Raw genomic sequence first — 19,964 nt, 5'->3', positions numbered from 1 at the left:
TTACTCGTCCCTCGGATCCGGATTGTCCAGTACACTTTGGGTCTGCTCGGCGCGGAAGGCCTCCAGGCGTTCGGCCAGGGCAGCATCATTGTTGGCCAGGATCTGGCAGGCCAGCAGACCGGCATTGAAGGCACCGGCTGTGCCTATGGCCAGGGTGCCGACGGCAATGCCTTTGGGCATCTGCACTATCGACAGCAGGGAGTCCATGCCATTGAGCGCCTTGCTCTGTACCGGTACGCCCAGCACAGGCAAACGGGTCTTGGAGGCGAGCATGCCCGGCAGGTGGGCCGCGCCACCGGCGCCGCCGATGATCACCTGAAAGCCCTTGTCTGCTGCGGTGGCGGCAAAATCCATCAACTTGTCCGGGGTCCTGTGGGCGGAAACCACCTCAACATGATAAGGCACCTGCAGTTTATCCATGATCTCTGCGGCAGCTTCCATGGTGGGCCAATCACTCTTGGATCCCATTACGACAGCAACGAGGGCTTGCATGATAACTCCTTAACAACTGATTTTATTTATATTTGCCTGTGAGCAGGCTAGGGTACTTGGGCTTTCGCGCAGGCTTGGCGCCTGCGGGAGCTTGAATGGGGCGAAATGATAGCATGGCGGCGTGGTTTTGGCTGCCTTTTCGATCGCCCCCGATAGGATGGCACGGGCCTGAAGACCTGTGCCCGGTGAGCGGCGGTTTGGCTTATACCGTGGGTTGGCTTATACAGGGAGTTGGCTTACATCGGGGCCTGATTTAGGCCGGGGCCTGGCTGGCAGACGCTGGATGCTGGTCACTGTGCTGTGGCAGGGCCGCCTGCAGTTCATGGTAAAAACTCAGGTGTCCCGGGATCTCCCTGATGCCGGCCTTGGCCAGCACCCGCAGGCCCTGGAAAGGCACGGCCGCAATCAGCAGCTCTTTCTGCTCCTGAATCACCCACTTGATGCAGCGCTCCAGGGCAGCCAGCCCCCCAGCATCCAGCAGGGACACGTTTTGCCAGTCCAGCACCAGATAACGGCTGTCCTTGCCTCGTAACATGAGTTCCGAAAACAGATTGTCGGCGGCGGCAAAAAACAGCGGCCCATCAATGCGATACACCTGCCAGTCGGCCGGCAGAGGCTGGGGCACATGCCTGGGATTTTCGCTGATGTCGGTTAAGCGGGTCATGGCGGCAATTTCTTTCATAAACAACAAGGAGGCCAGCACTATGCCGACCGTGATGGCTATGACCATGTCAAACACCACGGTCAGGCCAAAGCAGCACAGGAACACCAGGATGTCGCTGCTCGGAGCCTGGCGCAGCAGCTTCAGGGCTTTGGGGGCTTCGCTCATGTTCCAGGCCACCAGCATCAGCAGGGCTGCCATGGTGGCCATGGGGATGTAAGCCAGTATCCGGGTTAACGCTAGCAAGGCCAGCAGAACCACCAGAGCGTGGAAGATGGAGGCCAGCGGGCTGCGGGCTCCGGCGCGGACATTGGCGGCGCTGCGGGCGATGGCCGCGGTGGCGGGAATGGCGCCGAAAAAGGGTCCGATCAGATTACCCAGTCCCTGGCCCAGCAGTTCGCTGTTGGCACTGTGGCGGGTGCCTGTCATGCCATCAAGCACCACGGCGCACAGCAGCGACTCTATGGCACCCAGCATGGCAATGGCAAAGGCCGACGGCAGCAAGGCCTGGATAAGGGACAAGGACAGTTGCAGCGGCTGGCCCTTGGCATCTACCTGATCCCAGGGCCAGGCAAATTGCGGCAGCAGTGGCGGTATGCCGTCACCGCGGCTGCCATCGGCAAGCAGGTAGTGAAAGCGACTGCCGATTGTGTCCACAACCATGCCCTGTTGTCCCAGATACCAGGCCAGCAGGGCTCCGACCAGTATTGCGGGCAGATGGGGTGGCAGAGGGGTTTTCAGTCTGGGCCAGAGGATCAAGGTCAGCAATGTCAGCGAGGCCACCAGCAGCTCGGCCAGATGCCAGTTTGGCAAGGCCTGCCAGAGCGCGTGCAGCTTGCCGGGGTAATCGGCGGGCAGTGACTCGAGCGGTAATCCCAGAAAGTCCTTTAATTGCAAGGTGGCGATGACCACAGCAATACCTGCGGTAAAACCCAGGGTGACAGGCTCGGGTATGTACTGGATGAAACGGCCAAGGCGCAGCACTGCCATGCTAATAAGGATAAGCCCGGACATCAGGGTCGCCAGCAGCAGGCCGCCGAGACCAAATTCGCTGGCAATCGGATACAGTAGCACCACGAAGGCCGCTGTCGGTCCCGAAACACTGAAGCGGGAACCGCCACTGAGGGCAATAATCAGTCCGGCTATGATGGCCGTATAAAGGCCGTACTGTGGCGGCACTCCGCTGGCAATTGCCAGCGCCATGGCCAGCGGAATCGCTATGATACCAACCGTGGTGCCAGCGAGCAGATCCTGGAATAACGCGCCGGTTCCGTAACCGCTGCGCAGGCTTTCCCGCAGGGCGTGACCGGGTTGAAGAGACGTCAGGTGGCTTCGGGGCATGTTCAGTGGTCGGAGAAGGTGTGGGAGGGCAACATTGTAGAGGCTGCCGGTCGCGGTATTTTGTGATCCAGCTAACAATTTTTGATGGGTATATCAGTTCATAAACAAATCCCCCTTTTTCCCGGATTCATCGTTGATAAGTGCAAGGGCTATGGTCGGCACTGGCGGCCAGCGTCGAAAGCGGGGCTGGGTTATGGGCTGCATGGACAAGCGGGCGGGCAAGGGGCAAACTGTTGTTATTCATGCCTTAACAGAGCAACAGATGACAGCCTTATCCGCGGTGGCAAGGGATACCCAGAGCGATGAAAGCCTGATGCTGGATTATGCCGGTGGCGATATCCGCGCCTTCGAATGCCTGTACCTGAGGCACAAGGGCGGACTTTACCGCTTCTTTGTGCGCCAACTGGGAGATAAACAGTTGGCGGAAGATTTGTATCAGGAAACCTGGGGAAGGGTGATCAAGGCGGCAGCAGGCTACAGGGTCAGTGCCAAATTCACTACCTGGCTGTATCGCATCGCCCACAATTTGCTGATAGATCATGTGCGGGCGGTTAAACCCCTGGAGCAGCTGCAGGAGCTTGAGTTGGAACCTGTTTGTGACGCCAATACGCCCGAATCTGCGGCGCAGCAGCAACAGCAGGCCTTGGCCCTTAAGCTGTGTATTGGACGCTTGCCGACGGTACAGAAGGAGGCATTTTTGCTCAGCAGTGAAATGGGGCTGACTGCCCAGGCCATCAGCGAGATTGCCGGGGTATCCCTCGAGGCTTGCAAGAGCCGCATACGCTATGCCTATCAGAGTTTGCGTCAGTGTTTGAACCGGCGTTTGCAGGAGAGTGTCGATGAAATCCTCTGAGCAAAAATTTGCCGATATGGGCACCGAAGAGCGCCGCAGCGCGGAGCAATTGGATGCGCTTTACCGGGAGGGGGCCGAAGAGTTGCCCGGCGAAGCCGTCGATAGCCGTATTCTGGAAATGGCGCGGCAAGGCTTGGGACAGCCCAAGGTGCACCGCCCTTGGTGGCGGGCGAATCCTTTGGCCATCAGCAGCGCAGCGTCCTTGCTCTTGGTGGTGGCCCTGGTGTGGCTCAACCCCGCCATGCAGGGAGGTGATCCCTTGCCCCTGAACCCCGAGTCCTTGCCCTTGAACCCCGAGCCCTTGTCCCTTGAGTCGCAGGAACAGGCGTTACCTGCACCTGTGATGAGCTCGCCAGGCAGTGCAGATGTGAGCAGCGCAGATTCTGCCGCGCTGGCGCCGTCAGCCTCAATGTCCCCTGTCGCCAAGCAGGCACCGGTGGCGGCCAGAATGGCCTTGCTGCCCGAGCCTCTGGATGTGGATACGATGCTGGCGGAGGTGAGCGCCTTGCTGGATCAGGGCGATAAAGAGACCGCCGGTAAGCGCCTTGCCGCACTGCTTGAGGCTGAGCCAAGCCTGACAGATGCCCAGCAGCAACGCCTGAAGAGTCTGCAACAGCGCCTGGCACAGCCTTGAGGGGCTGGCTTTGTCAGCGACAATGGGGCCCTGCCTAAGACTTGCGGCAGTGCGAACTATACTCAGTTGAAGTGACTTAACCCTGCCCGGGAGACAGTGCCCTTGCGTTTATTAAGCTTGCTGTTGCTACTGATGATTGCGCCTGTGTGGTCTGCTCCCGACTGTGAACAGCCACTGCGGGTGGGCTTTAATCACTGGCCGCCCTACGCCTGGCAGGAAAGCGACGGGGTAAGCCGGGGCCTGGACGTGGACATTTTGCGTTTGCTGGCGACCGAGGTGGGCTGCGAGCTCGATTTTCAGCTGCTGCCGGCGAAACGCAGTCACCAGCTGCTGCGTCAGGGGGCGCTGGATCTCATGATGGGGGCCAGTTTTACCGCCGAGCGGGCCCAATATGGGCATTTTTCCCTGGCATACCGGGAGGAAGAGGTTGCGCTGTTTGAGCTTGATTCGGCTTCCCAGCTGGAATCGATTCACAGTTGGCAACAGCTGCTGGATCTGGGCTATCGGCTGTTGCTGCCTTCCAGTGGCTGGTACGGCAATGAATTTGAGCGGCTGCGTAATCAGCTCAGCAACCGGCAGCAGTTGATCGCCAGTCCGGATGCGGAGCGCAGTATTCAGATGTTGGCCCATGGCCGTGGCGAGGTGGTGATTGGTGACAGCCTGGCCTTACCTTATATCGCCCGTCAGGTGGAAGGGGTCAGGCTTGAACGTCAGCCCCTGGTGCCGAGCCGCGAGCCTATTCATCTGCTGTTTGCACGCAGCTCTGTCTCCCCGCAATTGGTGGCCCAGTTTGATGGTGCCATCAGCCATACCCGCAAGGATGGCCGGCTGCAAAAATTACAGCAAAGCTGGCTGGATAAGATCTCCGGGATGGTCGCTCAGGATGAAGTCAGGCGATGAAACATCACCGCCCTAACTGGCCATGGACTGTTGCTCGGCGGCATCCTGCTGTTTTGCCTGCGCAATAAAATCGGCTTCGTTGGTCAGAAACACGTCCACCAATTGCGGATCAAAGTGTTTGCCACGACCCTCGATAATGATTTGCCGCGCCTCTTCATGGCTGTAGGGGCGCTTGTAACACCTTTGACTGGTCAGGGCATCATAAACATCCGCCAGGGCCACAATTCGCGCCGCAAGCGGAATGGCTTTGCCTTCAAGTTGCCTGGGGTAGCCGCTGCCATCCCACTTCTCATGGTGTCCGGAGGCTATCTGCTCCCCCAGTAACAGCAGTTGGCAGCTTGGCGCGTATTGCTGCAGATCCCTCAGTACCCCCGCCCCTATCTGCGGATGACCCTTGATGGTTTCAAACTCTTCATCGCTGAGGCGCCCGGGCTTGAGCAATATGGCATCGGGGATGCCGACTTTTCCTATGTCGTGCAGGGTCGAAGCCAGCCCTATGTAATCGATAAATTCCTCTGTCAGCTCATCCGGAGGATTTTGACTGCCCGCCAACCGGGTCGCGAGTAATCTGGCGTATTGGGCCATACGCAGCAGGTGCTCTCCGGTGTCGTTATCCCGATATTCGGCCAGTTTGGCCAGACCTATGACGGTGGCTTGCCTGGAACTGATGGCCTCTTCCAGCGACTTGCTCAGCTTATCCATCAAAAAGGCGATGGACAGGCTTAACATGGCATTGAGCACCATAAAGTTAATCAACACCACAAAGTAAATTGTGGTGCTGTAGGCCGGCAGCGGTGGCCACTGCAATTGCTGTTGCTGATATGCGATACCTATGGCAATCAGGGTCAGGGCATTGATTACCTGAGCCCAAATACTGGCGTTGAATCCCAGTAGCAGCGCGGTGAGCAGGGGAAACAGGAACATCCAGAACCAACCGGCCCCGGTGGGTCCCACAGATACCATAAAGGCGGCGCCTATGCCGTAGCAGAGGCCGCAGCCCATAAGGTAACGTTGCCTGTCACTGAGTTCGGGGAAGAACAGCAATCCCAGCAATAACAGATAGGCCAGGGTGTCCACTATCACCATGGCCCACAGACCCTGGGCAATGCACAGGTAGATGCTGGTCACATACACGGGGATGCAGAAGACGGCCATAAAGCCGAACAGGCGGCGAAATATGGTGTAGCGCCATTGGGGTAAATGGGAGGCGTTAAGACGGAATTCGCTCGCTGGGAACATGGTGCTATCCGATTGAAAAATGACACCCAACAAGCATAAGAGTCCCACAGGCATAACTCAAAGGTTAATTGCGTCATGCCTGCGGGTTGAGGCAGGAGTTTATTCTGCGTCGGGCAGACCGCCCAGTACATCCACCAGGCTGGTCATCAGCGCCACCAGCTCAGAGCCCATCAGGGCAAAATCGGCATCCAGGCGGGCCATGGGGTCGTCATTGCCGACCTCGTCATTGCCGGCACGGAATTCTTCCGAGAACTTCAGGCGCTTCAGGCTGGCATCCGCCTGCAGCAGGAAGGCGATGCTCTGACCAAAGTGCAGTGCCAGTTTGGTCACCTGCTTACCGGTTTCCAAATGGGCCAGCACTTCATCTTCGGTCAACACCTGTTGCTTGAAGCGAACTATGCCGCCTTCATCGGCCACCGCCTTCAGTTCGGCTTCATCCTGCATCTCAAACGGGGCCGGCGCATGACCCTGCTTGAGCCATTCGGTCAATTGCACTTCCAGTGGTTGCTCAAAGCTCACCGGGATAACCGGCAGGCTGCCGATGGCTTTGCGCAGCAAGGCCAGCAGCTCTTCCGCCTTGGTGGCGCTGGAGCTGTCCACCAGGATCATGTTGATCTCAGGCAGGATTAAGGCATGAATTTGGCTGCGGCGGGAGAAGGCCCTTGGCAGCAAGCTGGTGGTGATTTCATCCTTGAGGGCATCTTTTTCCTTCTTGGTCAGCTTGCGGTTTTCTTCTGCCTCCAGCTGGCCCACTTTTTCTTCCAGTGCTTCCTTGATGACCTGGCCGGGCAGGATCTTTTCTTCCTTGGTGGCACAGATCAAATGGCGGTTGTTGGCACTGTGAACCAGGGCATCGCCCTGCTTGCCCAAGGCCTTGGAGAAACCGAACTTGCTGATGTCCTGGCTGGAACAGGGGGAAAAGGTGAAATCGGCCAGGGCTTTTTCCAGCGTCTCCGCGTCCAGTGACACCGGCTTGTTGAATCGATACAGGGTGAGATTTTTAAACCACATAGCTTAGGCTCTGCCAAAAAATAAAACCGCAGTGTAAGCCATACACCTGCGGGGGTAAACCCGTATTGAAATTGCGGCAGCCACAGAATTCATCAAACTGTCATATAGCGTGAGATAATGTCCAAGTGATTGTTGTGTATTGATAATGTTGTTTTTGATGCTGCATTATTCACCGAATAATACAGCTTACTGCAGCAGTGAAATAAAACTGCAATATATCCGTTGCAAACTTGCGCTCGTTCCAAACCAATAACCAAGACGAACAGAACGTCGAAAGGATTAAATGATGAACGTGTTTTGCAAAACTTTGCTCGCTTCTGCACTGACCGCTGCCACTCTCGCGTCTGCCCAGGCCGCTGAGCCTCTGACTGTTTATGGTAAGGTTAACGTAACTGCCCAGTCCAACGACGACGGCGTTGAGTCTGAGACCACTGTACAAAGCAATGCTTCTCGTCTGGGTGTTAAGGGCGAATTCGAACTGAGCAGCTCTCTGGCAGCTTTCTACACCGTTGAATACGAAGTAGATACCGGCAACGATTCCAAAGGCAACTTCCTGGCCCGTAACCAGTTTGTTGGCCTGCAAGGCGCATTCGGTGCCGTTTCTCTGGGTCGTAACGACACCATGATGAAAATTTCCCAAGGTAAGGTTGACCTGTTCAACGACCTGTCAGGCGACCTGAAACACCTGTTCAAGGGCGAAAACCGCGTTGAGCAGACTGTGACCTACATGACGCCTTCCATGAACAATTTCCGTCTGGGCGTGACCTATGCTGCCGAAGCTGCCCATACTCAAGTAAAAAATGAAAGTGACGATGGTTTCTCTCTGGCCGCCATGTACGGTGACAAGGATCTGAAAAAGACTCCAGTATATGCCGCTCTGGCCTATGACTCAGAAGTTGCCGGCTATGACATACTGCGTGCCACTGTACAAGCCAAATTTGCCGACTTCGTTGTTGGCGGTATGTTCCAGCAGCAAGAAAAATCTGTTGGTGGTACCAGCACCGACGGTTTCCTGCTGAGCGCGGCTTACCATATCGATGCCGTGGTTCTGAAAGCCCAATATCAGGACATGGAAGATAAAGGCGATTCCTGGTCTGTCGGTGCCGACTACAAGCTGGGCAAGCCTACCAAGCTGCTGGCCTTCTACACCACTCGCGATATGGATGCTTCAACCGAGTCCGAGGACTACATCGGTTTCGGTATCGAACACAAGTTCTAAGCTTGACTTGCGTGTAACAAAAAGGAGACCTTGGGTCTCCTTTTTTCATGGCATTCTACTGACAATGAAATCAGCTAAATTATTGCAATTATGACAATTTTTTGGATTTAATGACATCGTTGACCGCTCGCTTCATAATTTTGTAATAAAACTGACCAATAATGGCAGTGTGGAAATTCACTGAAGAATATCGCTTATGACTGCACGGATTTTGATAGTTGAAGATGAGTTGGCCATCCGCGAGATGCTGACCTTTGTAATGGAACAACACGGGTTCACCACGATAGCGGCAGAGGATTTCGATTCGGCACTGTCCTTGCTCAAGGAGCCCTTCCCGGATCTCATCCTGCTGGATTGGATGTTTCCCGGAGGCAGTGGCATCCAGCTGGCCAAACGCCTTAAACAGGATGAGTTCACCCGCCAGATCCCCATCATAATGCTCACCGCCCGCGGAGAGGAAGAGGACAAGGTCAAGGGCCTGGAAGTGGGCGCCGATGACTACATCACCAAACCCTTTTCCCCCAAGGAGCTGGTGGCCAGGATCAAGGCCGTGTTGCGCCGGGCCGCACCGACCCGTCTGGAAGAGACCATAGATGTTCAGGGGCTGATGTTGGACCCGGTCAGTCACAGGGTGTCTGTCGGTGACACTGTGCTGGACATGGGCCCCACCGAGTTTCGCTTACTGCATTTCTTTATGACTCACCCGGAGCGGGTTTACAGTCGCGAGCAGCTGCTGGATAACGTTTGGGGTACCAACGTCTATGTGGAAGACAGAACCGTGGATGTGCATATCCGTCGTCTGCGTAAGGCGGTGGAAGTGTCAGGGCACGACAGGTTAATCCAGACAGTGCGCGGCGCCGGCTACCGCTTTTCAACACGCATATAGTGGCTGGCTATAGGCACGGATGGCCTTTTCGGCTATCTTGTGCCCCCATAGCACGACGCTTGGACACTTGAGATGTTCGACTCCTATTCAGGGTATCGCCTGGCCTCCAGGTTGATGATTTACCTTGCCCTTGCATTGCTCATAGGCCTGCTCAGCGGTCAGCTGTTGTGGGTATTGTTGTTGACCTGCATCATTCTGCTGGGCTGGCACTATCGCCAGCTTGGCCGTCTTAATCATTGGTTGTGGCACGATCGTCGTCTGACCCCGCCCCAGGGCAGCGGCAGTTGGGAAGGGGTATTCAACGGCATCTACCGCCTGCAGGGCAAGAACCGTCGCCGGGTCTCCCAGCTGGCGTCCCTGCTGGGCCGTTTTCGCCAGGGGGCGGAGGCCTTGCCAGATGGTGCCGTGGTGCTGGATTCGGATCTCAATATCCTTTGGTGCAACAAGCTGGCGCAGTTGATCCTGGGATTGGTGTGGCCCCAGGACAATGGTCAGCGCATAGATAACCTGCTCAGGGATCCGGATTTTTCCGCCTACCTGAAGAAGCAGCAGTTCCGTGAACCCCTGGAGCTGGCGTCACCTGTGTCTGACAAACGCCGTCTGGAAGTCAGATTGATGCCCTATGGCGACCGGCAGCTCTTGCTTATCGCCCGCGACATCACCCGCATCCGCCAGCTGGAAGGCATGCGCAAGGAGTTTGTTGCCAACGTGTCCCATGAGCTCAAGACGCCTTTGACCGTGTTGCAGGGCTATCTGGAGATGATGCAGGGAATGGCCGAGCCCGATTCGCTGCAGGCCAGGCCGCTGGCGTTAATGGAGCAGCAGACCAGGCGCATGCAATCCATGGTGGAACAGCTGCTGGCCCTGTCACGGATTGAAGATGCTTCGGATATCAGTCTGGAGCACACGGTCAACATGGGGCAGATGATGCAAATCCTCAAGGATGAAGCCGAGGCCCTGGCGCAGGGCCAGTATGAGCTGAGCTTCAGCTGCGAACCGGGGCTCAATACCCATGGCAACGAGCTGCAGCTGCGCAGTGCCTGCTCCAATCTGATTTCCAACGCCATTCGTTACACCGAGCCCGGTGGCAAAATCAATGTCAGCTGGCGCAGTGTCGCCAACGGTGCCCGTTTCTCGGTTACCGACTCCGGCGAGGGTATTGCACCCCAGCACATCAGCCGCTTGACGGAGCGCTTTTACCGGGTCGACAGTGCCCGCTCCCGGGCCACAGGTGGCAGTGGTTTGGGCCTTGCCATAGTCAAGCACGCCCTGAGTCATCACCACAGCGAGCTTGCCATCAGCAGCGAGCTCGGCAAGGGCAGTACCTTCAGCTTTGTTATTCCGACCCATCTGCTGGAGCATGCCGACAGCAAGCGCGCCTGAAATGACGGCCCCATGACAATAAAACAGGTCCTTTGGGGCCTGTTTTTTTTTGCTCGAACCATAAAAGGGTAAAAACCGACCTTTGTCATACAAGTGTCATTTACAGGTAATAGACTTGTCATTGTGGCAGTTGATACTGGCTGCGTTTTAGAAACCAAGTACGCTAAACACTGGAGCAAAAAATGAAACTGAAACAGCTTGTCGGCGCGGTTACCTTAACGGCCGCTGGTGTATTCTCAGCCACTTCCATGGCTGCCCTGGATCCTTCACTGCCTGAATATCAAAAGACCAGCGGCGTATCGGGTAATCTGTCTTCCGTTGGTTCAGACACCCTGGCCAACATGATGACCCTGTGGGCCGAAGAATTTAAGCAAGTTTATCCAAACGTAAACATCCAAATTCAGGCTGCCGGTTCTTCCACTGCGCCACCAGCCCTGACCGAAGGTACTTCTCAGTTTGGCCCAATGAGCCGCAAGATGAAGCCCAACGAAATGGAAGCGTTTGAAAAGCATTATGGCTATCAGCCAACCGCCATTCGCGTTGCTATCGATGCCCTGGCTGTATTCGTGCATAAAGACAACCCAATCAAGGGTATGAGCATGGAGCAGGTTGACGGTATCTTCTCTTCTACCCTGAAATGTGGTGGTACCAACCTGGAGCGTTGGGGCGATGTGGGTCTGGATGGCAACTGGTCAGCCAAAGACATCCAACTTTATGGCCGTAACTCTGTATCCGGTACCTACGGTTACTTTAAAGAGCACGCCCTGTGTAAGGGTGACTTCAAGGCCAACGTGAATGAGCAACCAGGCAGCGCCTCTGTGGTTCAGTCTGTGTCTCAATCCCTTAACGCCATTGGTTACTCTGGTATCGGTTACAAGACTGCCGGCGTTCGCGCTCTGCCTATCTCCAAGAAAGGCAATGAGTTTATCGATGCGACCACTGAAAATGCGGCCAACGGTACTTACCCACTGTCACGTTACCTCTACGTGTACGTGAACAAGCACCCCAACAAGGATCTGGCCCCAATGGAGCGCGAATTCATCCGCTTCATCCTGTCCAAGCAAGGTCAGCAAGTTGTTGAGAAAGATGGCTATGTCGCTCTGCCTAAGAGTGTTATCGCCAAAGATCTGGAAAAAGCCGGTATCCGCCTGTAATTCCAGCGCCTGCCAAGAGCCTCCTTCGGGAGGCTTTTTTTGTTTTTACGGGTATTGTTTATTGCCAAGGGGACTTTTTCGCTTTTACGGCCAAAAATAACAGGCAAAAAAAATGCGACCCGGAGGTCGCAGCAGTTCCAATTCTGAAACTCGTGATGGTTCCACAGGACGCCATCTGAAGGGAGGGTGATGATCTACGCAAAATCAGTTCAGTTCACATGTTCAGACAGGGCCCTTTGGTCAGGGTTCCCGTCACCGGAAAATATTTTCCAGCGGCGCTGCGATTGCATCTTAAGGCGCGTTCGGCTACTGCACTGGCTGACTCAGGCCGTTGCGGGCATAATAGTCAATCATCCATAGATGCCGGGACTTACACTTGAGTCAGCACTATCACCCCCAGAGGGATTTTCACTCTTTCGCCAATCCGGAGCAGATCCGGGTGGAACACCTGGATTTAACCCTCAGCGTCGATTTTGAGCAACAAAGGCTTCAGGGGCGGGTGCGTCTTATGCTGGATTATGTTGCACAGGACAGCCGCTGTCTGTGGCTGGATTGCCGGGATTTGGCGATCTCGGCCGTTTACGATTCTAAGGGTCGCCCTTTGGATTGGCAGTTGTGCCAGTTCAGCGAAGTATTGGGGCAGGGGATGCAAATAAGCCTCAAGGAGGCCAGCCCCTGGATTGAGATAGAATACCAAACCTCACCATCGGCACAGGGACTGCAGTGGCTGAGCCCGGCGCAAACCCTGGGAGGCGAACTGCCATTCCTGTTTTCCCAGTCCCAGCCCATTAATGCCCGCAGCTGGATCCCGCTGCAGGATACCCCCAAGGCCAGAATAAGCTTCAGTGCCAGGGTTATGGCCCCAGAAGGGATGCAGGTGGTGATGAGCGCCTTGAATCTGGGACAGCGCGGCGCCGACGGTGCCTTCTGCTTTGAGATGGACAAACCTATCCCGACCCATTTGCTGGCCATAGCCGTCGGCGATATAGCCCGGCAGGAGATTGGTCCACGCAGCGCCGTGTTTGCCGAGCCCGGTATGCTGGCGGCCGCGGCAAAGGAATTTGAAGACATAGAACAGATGATGCAGGTGGCCGAGAATTTGCTCGGTCCCTATCGCTGGCAACGTTACGATATGCTGATCCTGCCGCCGAGTTTCCCCTTCGGTGGTATGGAAAATCCCTGTTTGGCCTTTTTGACCCCCACCCTTATTGCGGGAGATAAGAGCCTGGTGGCCACAGTGGCCCACGAGCTGGCCCATTCCTGGACCGGTAACCTGGTCAGCAATGCCACCTGGCGCGATCTCTGGCTCAATGAGGGCTTTACCACCTATTTCACCAACCGCATAGTGGAAGCGGTTTATGGTACCGAGCAGGCGCAACTGGAGCTGATGATAGAGTACGGCCGGTTGCGGGAGGAGATGGCTTCTACCTTGAGGTCACAACAGACCTTGCCCGCCAATCTGCAGCGCAGCGATCCCAACCTGGCCTTCAATCGCTTTACCTACGACAAGGCGTCGATGTTTGTCCATTTCCTCGAAAGGCGCATTGGCCGCGAGCGTTTCGACGGGGCTTTGCGCGATTATCTGGCGCATTTCGCCTTTCAGGCCATTACCACGGAAGATTTTGTCGCCTATGCCGAGCAGCATCTGCTGTCGGCCTTCGCCGATTGCCTGACCAAAGCGGAACTCATGGAGTGGATTTATGGCTCGGGCCTGCCCCAAAGCTTTGTGGCCCCCAGCTCTTCCAGTCTGCTCAAGGTCGACGACGCATTGGCGAGTTGGCTTAACGGCCAGCCGGCACTGTCCCTCGATGTGGCCAAATGGCGGGTGCAACATTGGCAATATTTCTTTTCCCGTTTGCCTGAATGTCTCAGCCAGGCACAGTTGATGGAACTGGATGACAGCTTTGGTTTCAGTGACAGCGGCAACAGCGAAATAGCCTGCGACTGGTTCCGGGTCGCCATTCGCAATAACTACGATCCTGTATTGCCTGCGCTGGGGGCGTTTTTAGCCCGTATCGGCCGGGCGAAATTTGTCCGCCCCCTGTATCTGGAGCTGCAGTTGGCGGGTTATCAGCAGGAGCTTGGCGACATTTATCGCCGTTCCCGCTCCGGCTACCACCCGTCACTGCAGGTGCAGTTGGATCGCATTTTGGCTTGGGGATAGGCGGAACAGGGATGAGCTGATAAACAGGTAAAAAAATGGCAACCCAGAGGGTTGCCGAACAATTCAGTGTCAGGATAAGCATCGAGGTTTGCGCTAGCGGTTACGATGCTGTCCCTAAAGGGAGATGATGACGAACGTGAAACTCAGCTGTTAAGCCCGAAGGCACACATACAAAATTCGGTTCACTTATTCAGAGTCCCGGCAAAAACAAAAGTTCACGATTTCTCAAAAAAATTTTCTGCATGGCATAAAAAAAGGCAACCTACCTCGGTTGCCTTCGATCCTTCTTGGATCAAGGGGACTGCGCTAGAAGTCCCAGGGAGAATGATGAACATGAAAAACCTATTCCAGTGTTCATACATTTTGAGAGCCCCATGCGGTAAAAGTTCCCGTCGTTCCGAGTATTTTTTAAACAATTTTATTTGTCACAGACTATCAAAGACTTGCCTATGAGTGCGGCAGCAGCGCCTCGATTTTTTGCGTCAGCGCCTCGGGTTTGGTGGTGGGCGCAAAACGCTCCAGCACCCGACCATCAGCATCGACCAGAAACTTGGTGAAGTTCCATTTGATGCTGCGGCTGCCGAGCAGGCCGGGGGCGGCGTCTTTCAGATGCTGGTAGAGAGGATGGCTGTTGGCTCCGTTGACCTCAAGCTTGGCGAACAGGGGAAAACTGACGCCGAAATTCAGCTCACAGAAGGATTGGATCTCGCTCTCACTGCCCTGTTCCTGGGCGCCGAACTGATTGCAGGGAAAGCCGAGTATGGCAAAACCTCTGTCCTTATAGTCCCGGTACAATTGCTCAAGTGCCTGATACTGCGGGGTGAAACCACACTTGCTGGCGGTATTGACTATCAGCAGCACCATACCGCGGTAGTCGGCCATGGACTGGGTACTGCCATCTATGCGGGTCACGCTCACATCGTAAATTGAACTCATGGAAAACCTCATGTCGGATCACTGGTTAACAAACAGTCTAGAGTAAAATAACTAATTGCACAATTAAATTGTGCGCAATATAAATGTGTCGTTGCGAACACCCGGGTTTGCCAATATAGTCAGCCCAAATGTGAACGGATGGACGGCCCGGTGACAGAACTCAATAGCGAACAAGACATTAACTTGCATCCCCAGAATGAAGTCGGGGTAGTGGTACAGCAGTTGACCGGCGCCGAGGGTGAAGAGCAGGCCGAGATGTTCAGTGACATTCTCGAGGAAGCCGAACCCGGCACTGTGGCCCTGTTGCTGGAAGCGCTGCCGCTGGATGAGCGTTATGAGCGTTGGCAACAAGTGCAATTCGCCGACCGGGTGGAAGTGCTCAGCCTGATGCGTGCCGATCCCCGCATGGGGATTTTGCGGCAAATGCCCGACAGCGAAGTGGATTTGCTGTTTGCCCAGTTGAGTCCCGAAGATTTGATCGAGTGGAGTGACTACCTGCCGGAGAGCTACACCGACAGGGCTTTGGCCCAGATGGGGGAGCGCCAGCGGCAGCACTTCGAACTCTACAACCAGTACGATGAAAACGAGATCGGCCGTTATGCCGATCACCAGATGCTGGTGCTCAGCACCAAGGCCACGGTTGGTCAGGCGCAACGCTTTTTCCGTCGCATCGATTTGGACTGCAATGACAACCTGTTTTTGGTGGATGAGCAGGAGCACTACCAGGGCACGGTACGGCGCCATGATGTGTTCCGGCACGGTCCGGAACAGCCCCTGGCCAGCCTGTTGTCGGAAGACAGCCGGGCCCTGAGCGCCGATGCTTCACTGTTGGAGGCCGCCGAAGCCCTGGAGCACAGCCGTGAGGTGGAGTTGCCGGTGGTGGACGATGAGGGGGGCCTTATCGGCCGGGTGACACTGAGAACCGCCACCGCCCTGGTGCGTGAGCACTACGAGGCCCAGTTGATGGCGACCGCCGGTATGGATGAGTCCCACGACCTGTTTGCGCCCATACTCAAGGGCGCCAGGCGCCGCGCTGTGTGGCTTGGCATTAATCTGCTGACCGCCTTTTTGGCCTCGGCCACCATTGGCCTGTTCGAGAACGTGTTGGCTCAGGTGGTGGCGCTGGCGGTCTTGATGCCCATTGTGGCCTCCATGGGCGGTATTGCCGGCAGTCAGTCCCTGACCCTGATGATCCGTGGCATGGCCATGGGACAGATTTCCGGCGGTAACCTGATGTCGCTGATGAAGAACGAACTCGGCATTGGGGCGGTCAATGGCCTGCTTTGGGCTCTGGTGATTGGCGCCGTGGCATCCTGGTGGTTCAATGACAGCGTCATAGGTATTGCCATCGCCTGCGCTATTTTGATCAATATGCTGGTGGCCGCGGCGGCGGGGGTAGCCATTCCCATGCTGCTGCAAAAATTCAATCAGGATGCGGCCCTGTCGGGGTCGGTCATCCTGACCACTGTCACCGATGTGGTGGGCTTTTTCACCTTCCTCGGTCTGGCGACCCTGCTGTTTTTGTGAGTCTGACATGGAGCTTGAGATAACCGCTGCCCGCAGCCCCGAGGACTTCGATGCCGCCATTGCCCTGCTGCAATCCCGGGATGATAACCACCATCCGCTGGATCCGGAGCAATTGCGCCGGGCCCGGCTGCTGTTGCTGGCCCGTCAGCAGGGGCAATTGCTCGGCTGCGCCGCCATCAAGGCCGGTACGGGTGAGGTGGGGGAACTGGGTTATCTTATGGTGGCTCCGGGCTCACGCCGCAGTGGGATTGCCAAAAGTCTGACCCAGGCCAGGATGGCGGCCGCAAGGGAGATGGGCTTGAGTCTGCTGTTCGCCACAGTGCGTGCCGAAAACAGTGCCAGCCGCGACAATCTGCTGCGGGCCGGCTGGCAATTCTTCGGCGATTACCTCAGCATTCGCGGCACCGGCAACCGCATAGGTTGGTACTTTTTTCCGCTCAAGGCGGATATTGATGCCCTTGCCCTGATGCAACAGCAAGTGGGTGATAGGGTGAGGCTCTGCAACCCTGAATGAGATAGGTTGGCAGCTTGGTTGGAAGCTTGGTTGGAAGCTTGGTTGGTGATTGGGTTGGTTAACAGGTCGCGAAGTTTGTCGTTTGGGCAAGTTGAATACTCAACCTGCCCCTGGCTTAGTGAACTGGCTGTACTATGACTGTCTGTACTATGACTGACTGTACTATCGGGATCAGCGGCTCATTTGTGGGGTTCAAGCTAAACCCCGGAGCACCTTACTTCCATTTATTCTGGAGAAATTCCACCTCTGCATGCTCATCTGAGTAACGGCGCTTGGTATCACGGCGGCGTTGCTTAACCCGTTTGTTCTTTTGCTTCCCTTTGACATGGTCGCCCCATGGCGATTCTTCATCATCAAATTCGTAGGAGTGTGACATGGTAACTATTTCCGAATAGAACTGTGCCATTCTCGGCACGGCTTCTTTTTACCCAAAGGTCTCAATAAGCTAAAGCGAATTTTTTACCGTTTTATGGTGAAAAATATTGCATGAGTTGCACTCATTCGCGGCAGCCGAGGCTTGAGGCAATTTAAAGTACAAACCATTGCTTATTGCCCTGATATAAAAGGGAAATATTTAGCAAGTCAGTGTGATGGGCTGAGTCTGGTATTCGGGGCTTGACCTTGGCGCTCAAGGTGGCTCCGGTGTCGGACACAAATTGGATCAATTCAGGCGACTAATAGCGGGCGACAAACATACCGCTGCTGTTGGCCTATTGTGGGCGAACAGTGGCCAGACAATGGCCATACAGTTGTCATGGTGCAGCGCTCACCGCTGAAAGAAAAAGTATGAGTGAATTCCCCGGGGCCATTCCTTAACGGACAAGGCGGCCCCGAGGGCAGGATCAATCCAGGCGCCGAAAGCGGGCGACGAACATGCCGTCGCTGTTGGCTTGCTGCGGCCAGACCGTGGCCATAGTGCAGCGCTCGCCACTGAAGGGATGGGTGAATTCCTCGGGAACAAATTCGGGGTGCGCAGCGAGAAACGCCTCGGCCACGGCCCGGTTTTCCGCCTCGGCCAGGGAGCAGGTGGCATACACCAGTACGCCGCCTTTTCTGACCGCGGCACTGGCACGGTGCAGTATGTCCAACTGCAGTTCAGGTTTGTCAGTGACCGCGGTGGCCGAGTCCAGCCAGCGCATGTCCGGATTGCGGCGCCAGGTGCCGGTGCAACTGCAGGGGGCATCCACCAACACGCCATCAAAACTGCCTGCATCCACCGGCAGGGCGTCACTGCGCCAACGGGCGACGCTGATGTTGGCAAAACCGGCGCGCCGGGCTCGCTTGCCCAGCTCTTCCAAGGCCTGGGGGCGGATATCCGAGGCGACGATTTGGCCTGCATTGGCCGATGTAGCTCTGTTGGCCATCAGCGAGCTGAGTTGCAGGCTTTTGCCACCGGCACCGGCGCAGGCATCCCACCAGGACTCACCCGGCTTGGGGTCACTGACCTGGCCTATCACCTGGGAGGACAGATCCTGCACCTCCAATTTGCCACTTGTGTAGAGGACAATTTCATTGAGATTGATGCTCTTGCTGCCAAGGCTCAGGGCATCGCTGAAATAGGGGGCCGCGCTGGCGTCTATGCCGAGGGCGCGCAATTGGCTTACAGCCTGATCGCGATCCATGTTCTGGGCACGGGCCCAAATGGGCGGGCGTTTGCACAGGCTGGCAAGCAAAGCCTCACGCTCTGCTTGATCCTGGGGTGGCAGCAGGGGCCAGAACCAGTCGGGCACCAGATCGCTTGCATGAAATTGCACCGGCGCCAGCAGTTGGCTCAGCTGCAGAGCGGTGGCTGAGGGCGTATCAAAGCCGGGCAGTGCCAGTTGCTGCCAACCGGCCTCCATGGCCCAGGCGGCGCGAATGTCTTCCCAGGGATGTTGCTCCAGCGCGGCACACAGGGCCAATTGCCCGTGCCAAAGTGCATCGCCCTCAAGGGGCAGTTTGCGGGCCCAGCCCCACCAGCGAAACAGGGCAAATAGGGTCTCACGAATAAGCTTTCTGTCCTTGGAGCCATGTTTGCGATTGAGCTTGAAATAGGCGGCCAGCACCCTATCGGCACTCTGGCCACTTTCCATTATGTCGTTGAAAAGCTGCTTGATGGTGTGGCTGTGGCTACCCGCTCTTTTAACGGCAACCTCGGCCGGGGAAACTTGTGCACTCAAAATTACTGCGCCCGCTGAAAATCAGGGTGCCAGTGTAACAGAATCGGTTGCGCTGTGCCTCTTCGGCTCAGGTCTCTTAGGGTTAAAGTAACCTGCGCCTTTTCCAACCTCAGTAATCCAGGTTCAGGGCAAAGCACAGGTAGGACATCAGTGCCTGGGTGGCCTCAAATTGCTGCAGTAACCGGGCCGGGAACTCCTCTGCCAATATCTGCTCACGACTTAAGGGCTTGGTGGCGATAAAATCCTTGCGCTTAAGCTCATCAATCAGTGCATGGCTCTTGTCATAGCCCCGAGGAGGCCGGCTCAGTTTATCACCGTCCATCTCGAAGCCGCCGGCCTGCAACTGCGCCAGTGCCTTGCGGTAAGCGTTGGGGTTCTCATCCATGCAGCTGCGGATGGCATTGAGAGCCTGGGCCTCGGGGTGCCAAATTCCGGCACCGATAAAGCAGCCGTCGGTGGCAATATGCAGATAGAGCCCGGGGGCGTGCACATCCTTACCCTGAAAATGGCGGAACTGAATGCCGACGTTGGTCTTGTAGGGGCGCTTGTCGGCACTGAAGCGACTGTCGCGCTGGGGCCGCATCAGGCTGCCGCCGACTTTTTTTGCCACCGCCGTCAGTCTGGGTGACAGGGCCTGAATCCCCGGCGCCAGGGTGGTTATCAGCTGCAGCGCTGGCGTGCGGACCTTATCTTCGTAACGCGCTTGGTTGGCTTTGAACCAGTCCCTGTCATTGTTTTGCTCAAGTTCGCTGAGGAAGCTGAACGTGTCTTGGGTGAACATGGCATTATCCCTTACTTTGATTAGGTCTATCTTTCTTTCGCCCGCCCCGGATGGCGGACAAGAACGGCAATTCCTGTTACAATCCGCATTTACGTTCGTTTTAAGTGAAA

General features: G+C 56.1%; 18 protein-coding genes. 10 read left to right on the top strand and 8 right to left on the bottom strand.

What is annotated here, in order from left to right:
• The gene (purE, locus tag JYB85_RS12855; protein WP_207320391.1) at positions 1 to 492 is read right to left on the bottom strand and encodes a 5-(carboxyamino)imidazole ribonucleotide mutase; all 492 of its coding nucleotides are present in this window, start codon (positions 490 to 492) and stop codon (positions 1 to 3) included.
• A gap of 253 nt (positions 493 to 745) precedes the next feature.
• Positions 746 to 2,494, bottom strand: coding sequence for a C4-dicarboxylic acid transporter DauA (gene dauA, locus JYB85_RS12850; protein ID WP_207379620.1), 1,749 nt, complete (start codon positions 2,492 to 2,494; stop codon positions 746 to 748).
• A gap of 262 nt (positions 2,495 to 2,756) precedes the next feature.
• Between dauA and JYB85_RS12845 the strand changes: the two genes are divergently transcribed.
• The 3 genes from JYB85_RS12845 to JYB85_RS12835 all read left to right on the top strand — a co-directional run bounded on the left by JYB85_RS12845 (position 2,757) and on the right by JYB85_RS12835 (position 4,881).
• Positions 2,757 to 3,347: a sigma-70 family RNA polymerase sigma factor gene (locus JYB85_RS12845; protein ID WP_207379619.1), complete on the top strand. Its 591-nt coding sequence runs from the start codon at positions 2,757 to 2,759 to the stop codon at positions 3,345 to 3,347.
• Positions 3,334 to 3,981: a hypothetical protein gene (locus tag JYB85_RS12840; RefSeq protein ID WP_207379618.1), complete on the top strand. Its 648-nt coding sequence runs from the start codon at positions 3,334 to 3,336 to the stop codon at positions 3,979 to 3,981. Before JYB85_RS12845 ends, JYB85_RS12840 begins: the two co-directional genes overlap by 14 nt.
• 102 nt (positions 3,982 to 4,083) lie before the next feature.
• Positions 4,084 to 4,881 (top strand): substrate-binding periplasmic protein, encoded by a 798-nt coding sequence (locus tag JYB85_RS12835; RefSeq protein ID WP_207379617.1) that lies wholly within the window; start codon positions 4,084 to 4,086, stop codon positions 4,879 to 4,881.
• A gap of 12 nt (positions 4,882 to 4,893) precedes the next feature.
• Here JYB85_RS12835 and JYB85_RS12830 read toward each other — a convergent pair whose 3' ends face one another.
• The gene (locus JYB85_RS12830) at positions 4,894 to 6,120 is read right to left on the bottom strand and encodes an HD-GYP domain-containing protein (RefSeq protein WP_207379616.1); all 1,227 of its coding nucleotides are present in this window, start codon (positions 6,118 to 6,120) and stop codon (positions 4,894 to 4,896) included.
• Between the two features lie 99 nt (positions 6,121 to 6,219).
• Positions 6,220 to 7,131: a recombination-associated protein RdgC gene (gene rdgC / locus JYB85_RS12825; RefSeq protein ID WP_207324332.1), complete on the bottom strand. Its 912-nt coding sequence runs from the start codon at positions 7,129 to 7,131 to the stop codon at positions 6,220 to 6,222.
• A gap of 283 nt (positions 7,132 to 7,414) precedes the next feature.
• On the opposite strand from rdgC, the gene JYB85_RS12820 reads away from it, so the two are divergent.
• From JYB85_RS12820 to JYB85_RS12800, 5 genes are all read left to right on the top strand, one after another.
• A complete protein-coding gene (locus JYB85_RS12820; protein ID WP_207379615.1) occupies positions 7,415 to 8,350 on the top strand; it encodes a porin in 936 nt (311 codons plus the stop codon).
• 196 nt (positions 8,351 to 8,546) lie between these two features.
• Positions 8,547 to 9,236 carry a phosphate regulon transcriptional regulator PhoB gene (gene phoB, locus JYB85_RS12815; protein WP_207320383.1) on the top strand — a complete coding sequence of 230 codons (690 nt, stop codon included), beginning with the start codon at positions 8,547 to 8,549 and terminating at the stop codon, positions 9,234 to 9,236.
• 72 nt (positions 9,237 to 9,308) lie between these two features.
• Positions 9,309 to 10,619 carry a phosphate regulon sensor histidine kinase PhoR gene (gene phoR / locus JYB85_RS12810; RefSeq protein ID WP_207379614.1) on the top strand — a complete coding sequence of 437 codons (1,311 nt, stop codon included), beginning with the start codon at positions 9,309 to 9,311 and terminating at the stop codon, positions 10,617 to 10,619.
• 182 nt (positions 10,620 to 10,801) lie between these two features.
• On the top strand, positions 10,802 to 11,773 hold the full coding sequence (locus tag JYB85_RS12805; protein ID WP_207379613.1) for a PstS family phosphate ABC transporter substrate-binding protein: 972 nt from the start codon (positions 10,802 to 10,804) through the stop codon (positions 11,771 to 11,773).
• 376 nt (positions 11,774 to 12,149) lie between these two features.
• Entirely contained in the window at positions 12,150 to 13,937 is a 1,788-nt protein-coding gene (locus tag JYB85_RS12800) for a M1 family metallopeptidase (protein WP_228730101.1), read from the top strand.
• 447 nt (positions 13,938 to 14,384) lie between these two features.
• Here the strand turns inward: JYB85_RS12800 and JYB85_RS12795 are convergent, their stop codons facing one another.
• Positions 14,385 to 14,873 carry a glutathione peroxidase gene (locus tag JYB85_RS12795; protein WP_228730100.1) on the bottom strand — a complete coding sequence of 163 codons (489 nt, stop codon included), beginning with the start codon at positions 14,871 to 14,873 and terminating at the stop codon, positions 14,385 to 14,387.
• Positions 14,874 to 15,023: 150 nt separating this feature from the next.
• On the opposite strand from JYB85_RS12795, the gene JYB85_RS12790 reads away from it, so the two are divergent.
• Entirely contained in the window at positions 15,024 to 16,400 is a 1,377-nt protein-coding gene (locus JYB85_RS12790) for a magnesium transporter (RefSeq protein ID WP_207379611.1), read from the top strand.
• Between the two features lie 7 nt (positions 16,401 to 16,407).
• A complete protein-coding gene (locus JYB85_RS12785; RefSeq protein ID WP_207379610.1) occupies positions 16,408 to 16,914 on the top strand; it encodes a GNAT family N-acetyltransferase in 507 nt (168 codons plus the stop codon).
• Positions 16,915 to 17,128: 214 nt separating this feature from the next.
• Here JYB85_RS12785 and JYB85_RS12780 read toward each other — a convergent pair whose 3' ends face one another.
• The 3 genes from JYB85_RS12780 to JYB85_RS12770 form a co-directional block, all read right to left on the bottom strand.
• Positions 17,129 to 17,290, bottom strand: coding sequence for a small highly charged protein (locus JYB85_RS12780; protein WP_207320376.1), 162 nt, complete (start codon positions 17,288 to 17,290; stop codon positions 17,129 to 17,131).
• A 466-nt stretch (positions 17,291 to 17,756) separates the two neighbouring features.
• A complete protein-coding gene (locus JYB85_RS12775; protein ID WP_324032790.1) occupies positions 17,757 to 19,073 on the bottom strand; it encodes an RsmB/NOP family class I SAM-dependent RNA methyltransferase in 1,317 nt (438 codons plus the stop codon).
• Positions 19,074 to 19,182: 109 nt separating this feature from the next.
• Positions 19,183 to 19,854, bottom strand: a complete 672-nt coding sequence (locus JYB85_RS12770) for a DUF2461 domain-containing protein (RefSeq protein WP_207379609.1) — start codon at positions 19,852 to 19,854, stop codon at positions 19,183 to 19,185.
• Positions 19,855 to 19,964 lie beyond the last annotated feature (110 nt).

Source organism: Shewanella sedimentimangrovi (assembly GCF_017354965.1).
GTDB classification, from domain to species: Bacteria; Pseudomonadota; Gammaproteobacteria; order Enterobacterales; family Shewanellaceae; genus Shewanella; species Shewanella cyperi.
This window is presented reverse-complemented; position numbering and strand designations above follow the sequence as displayed.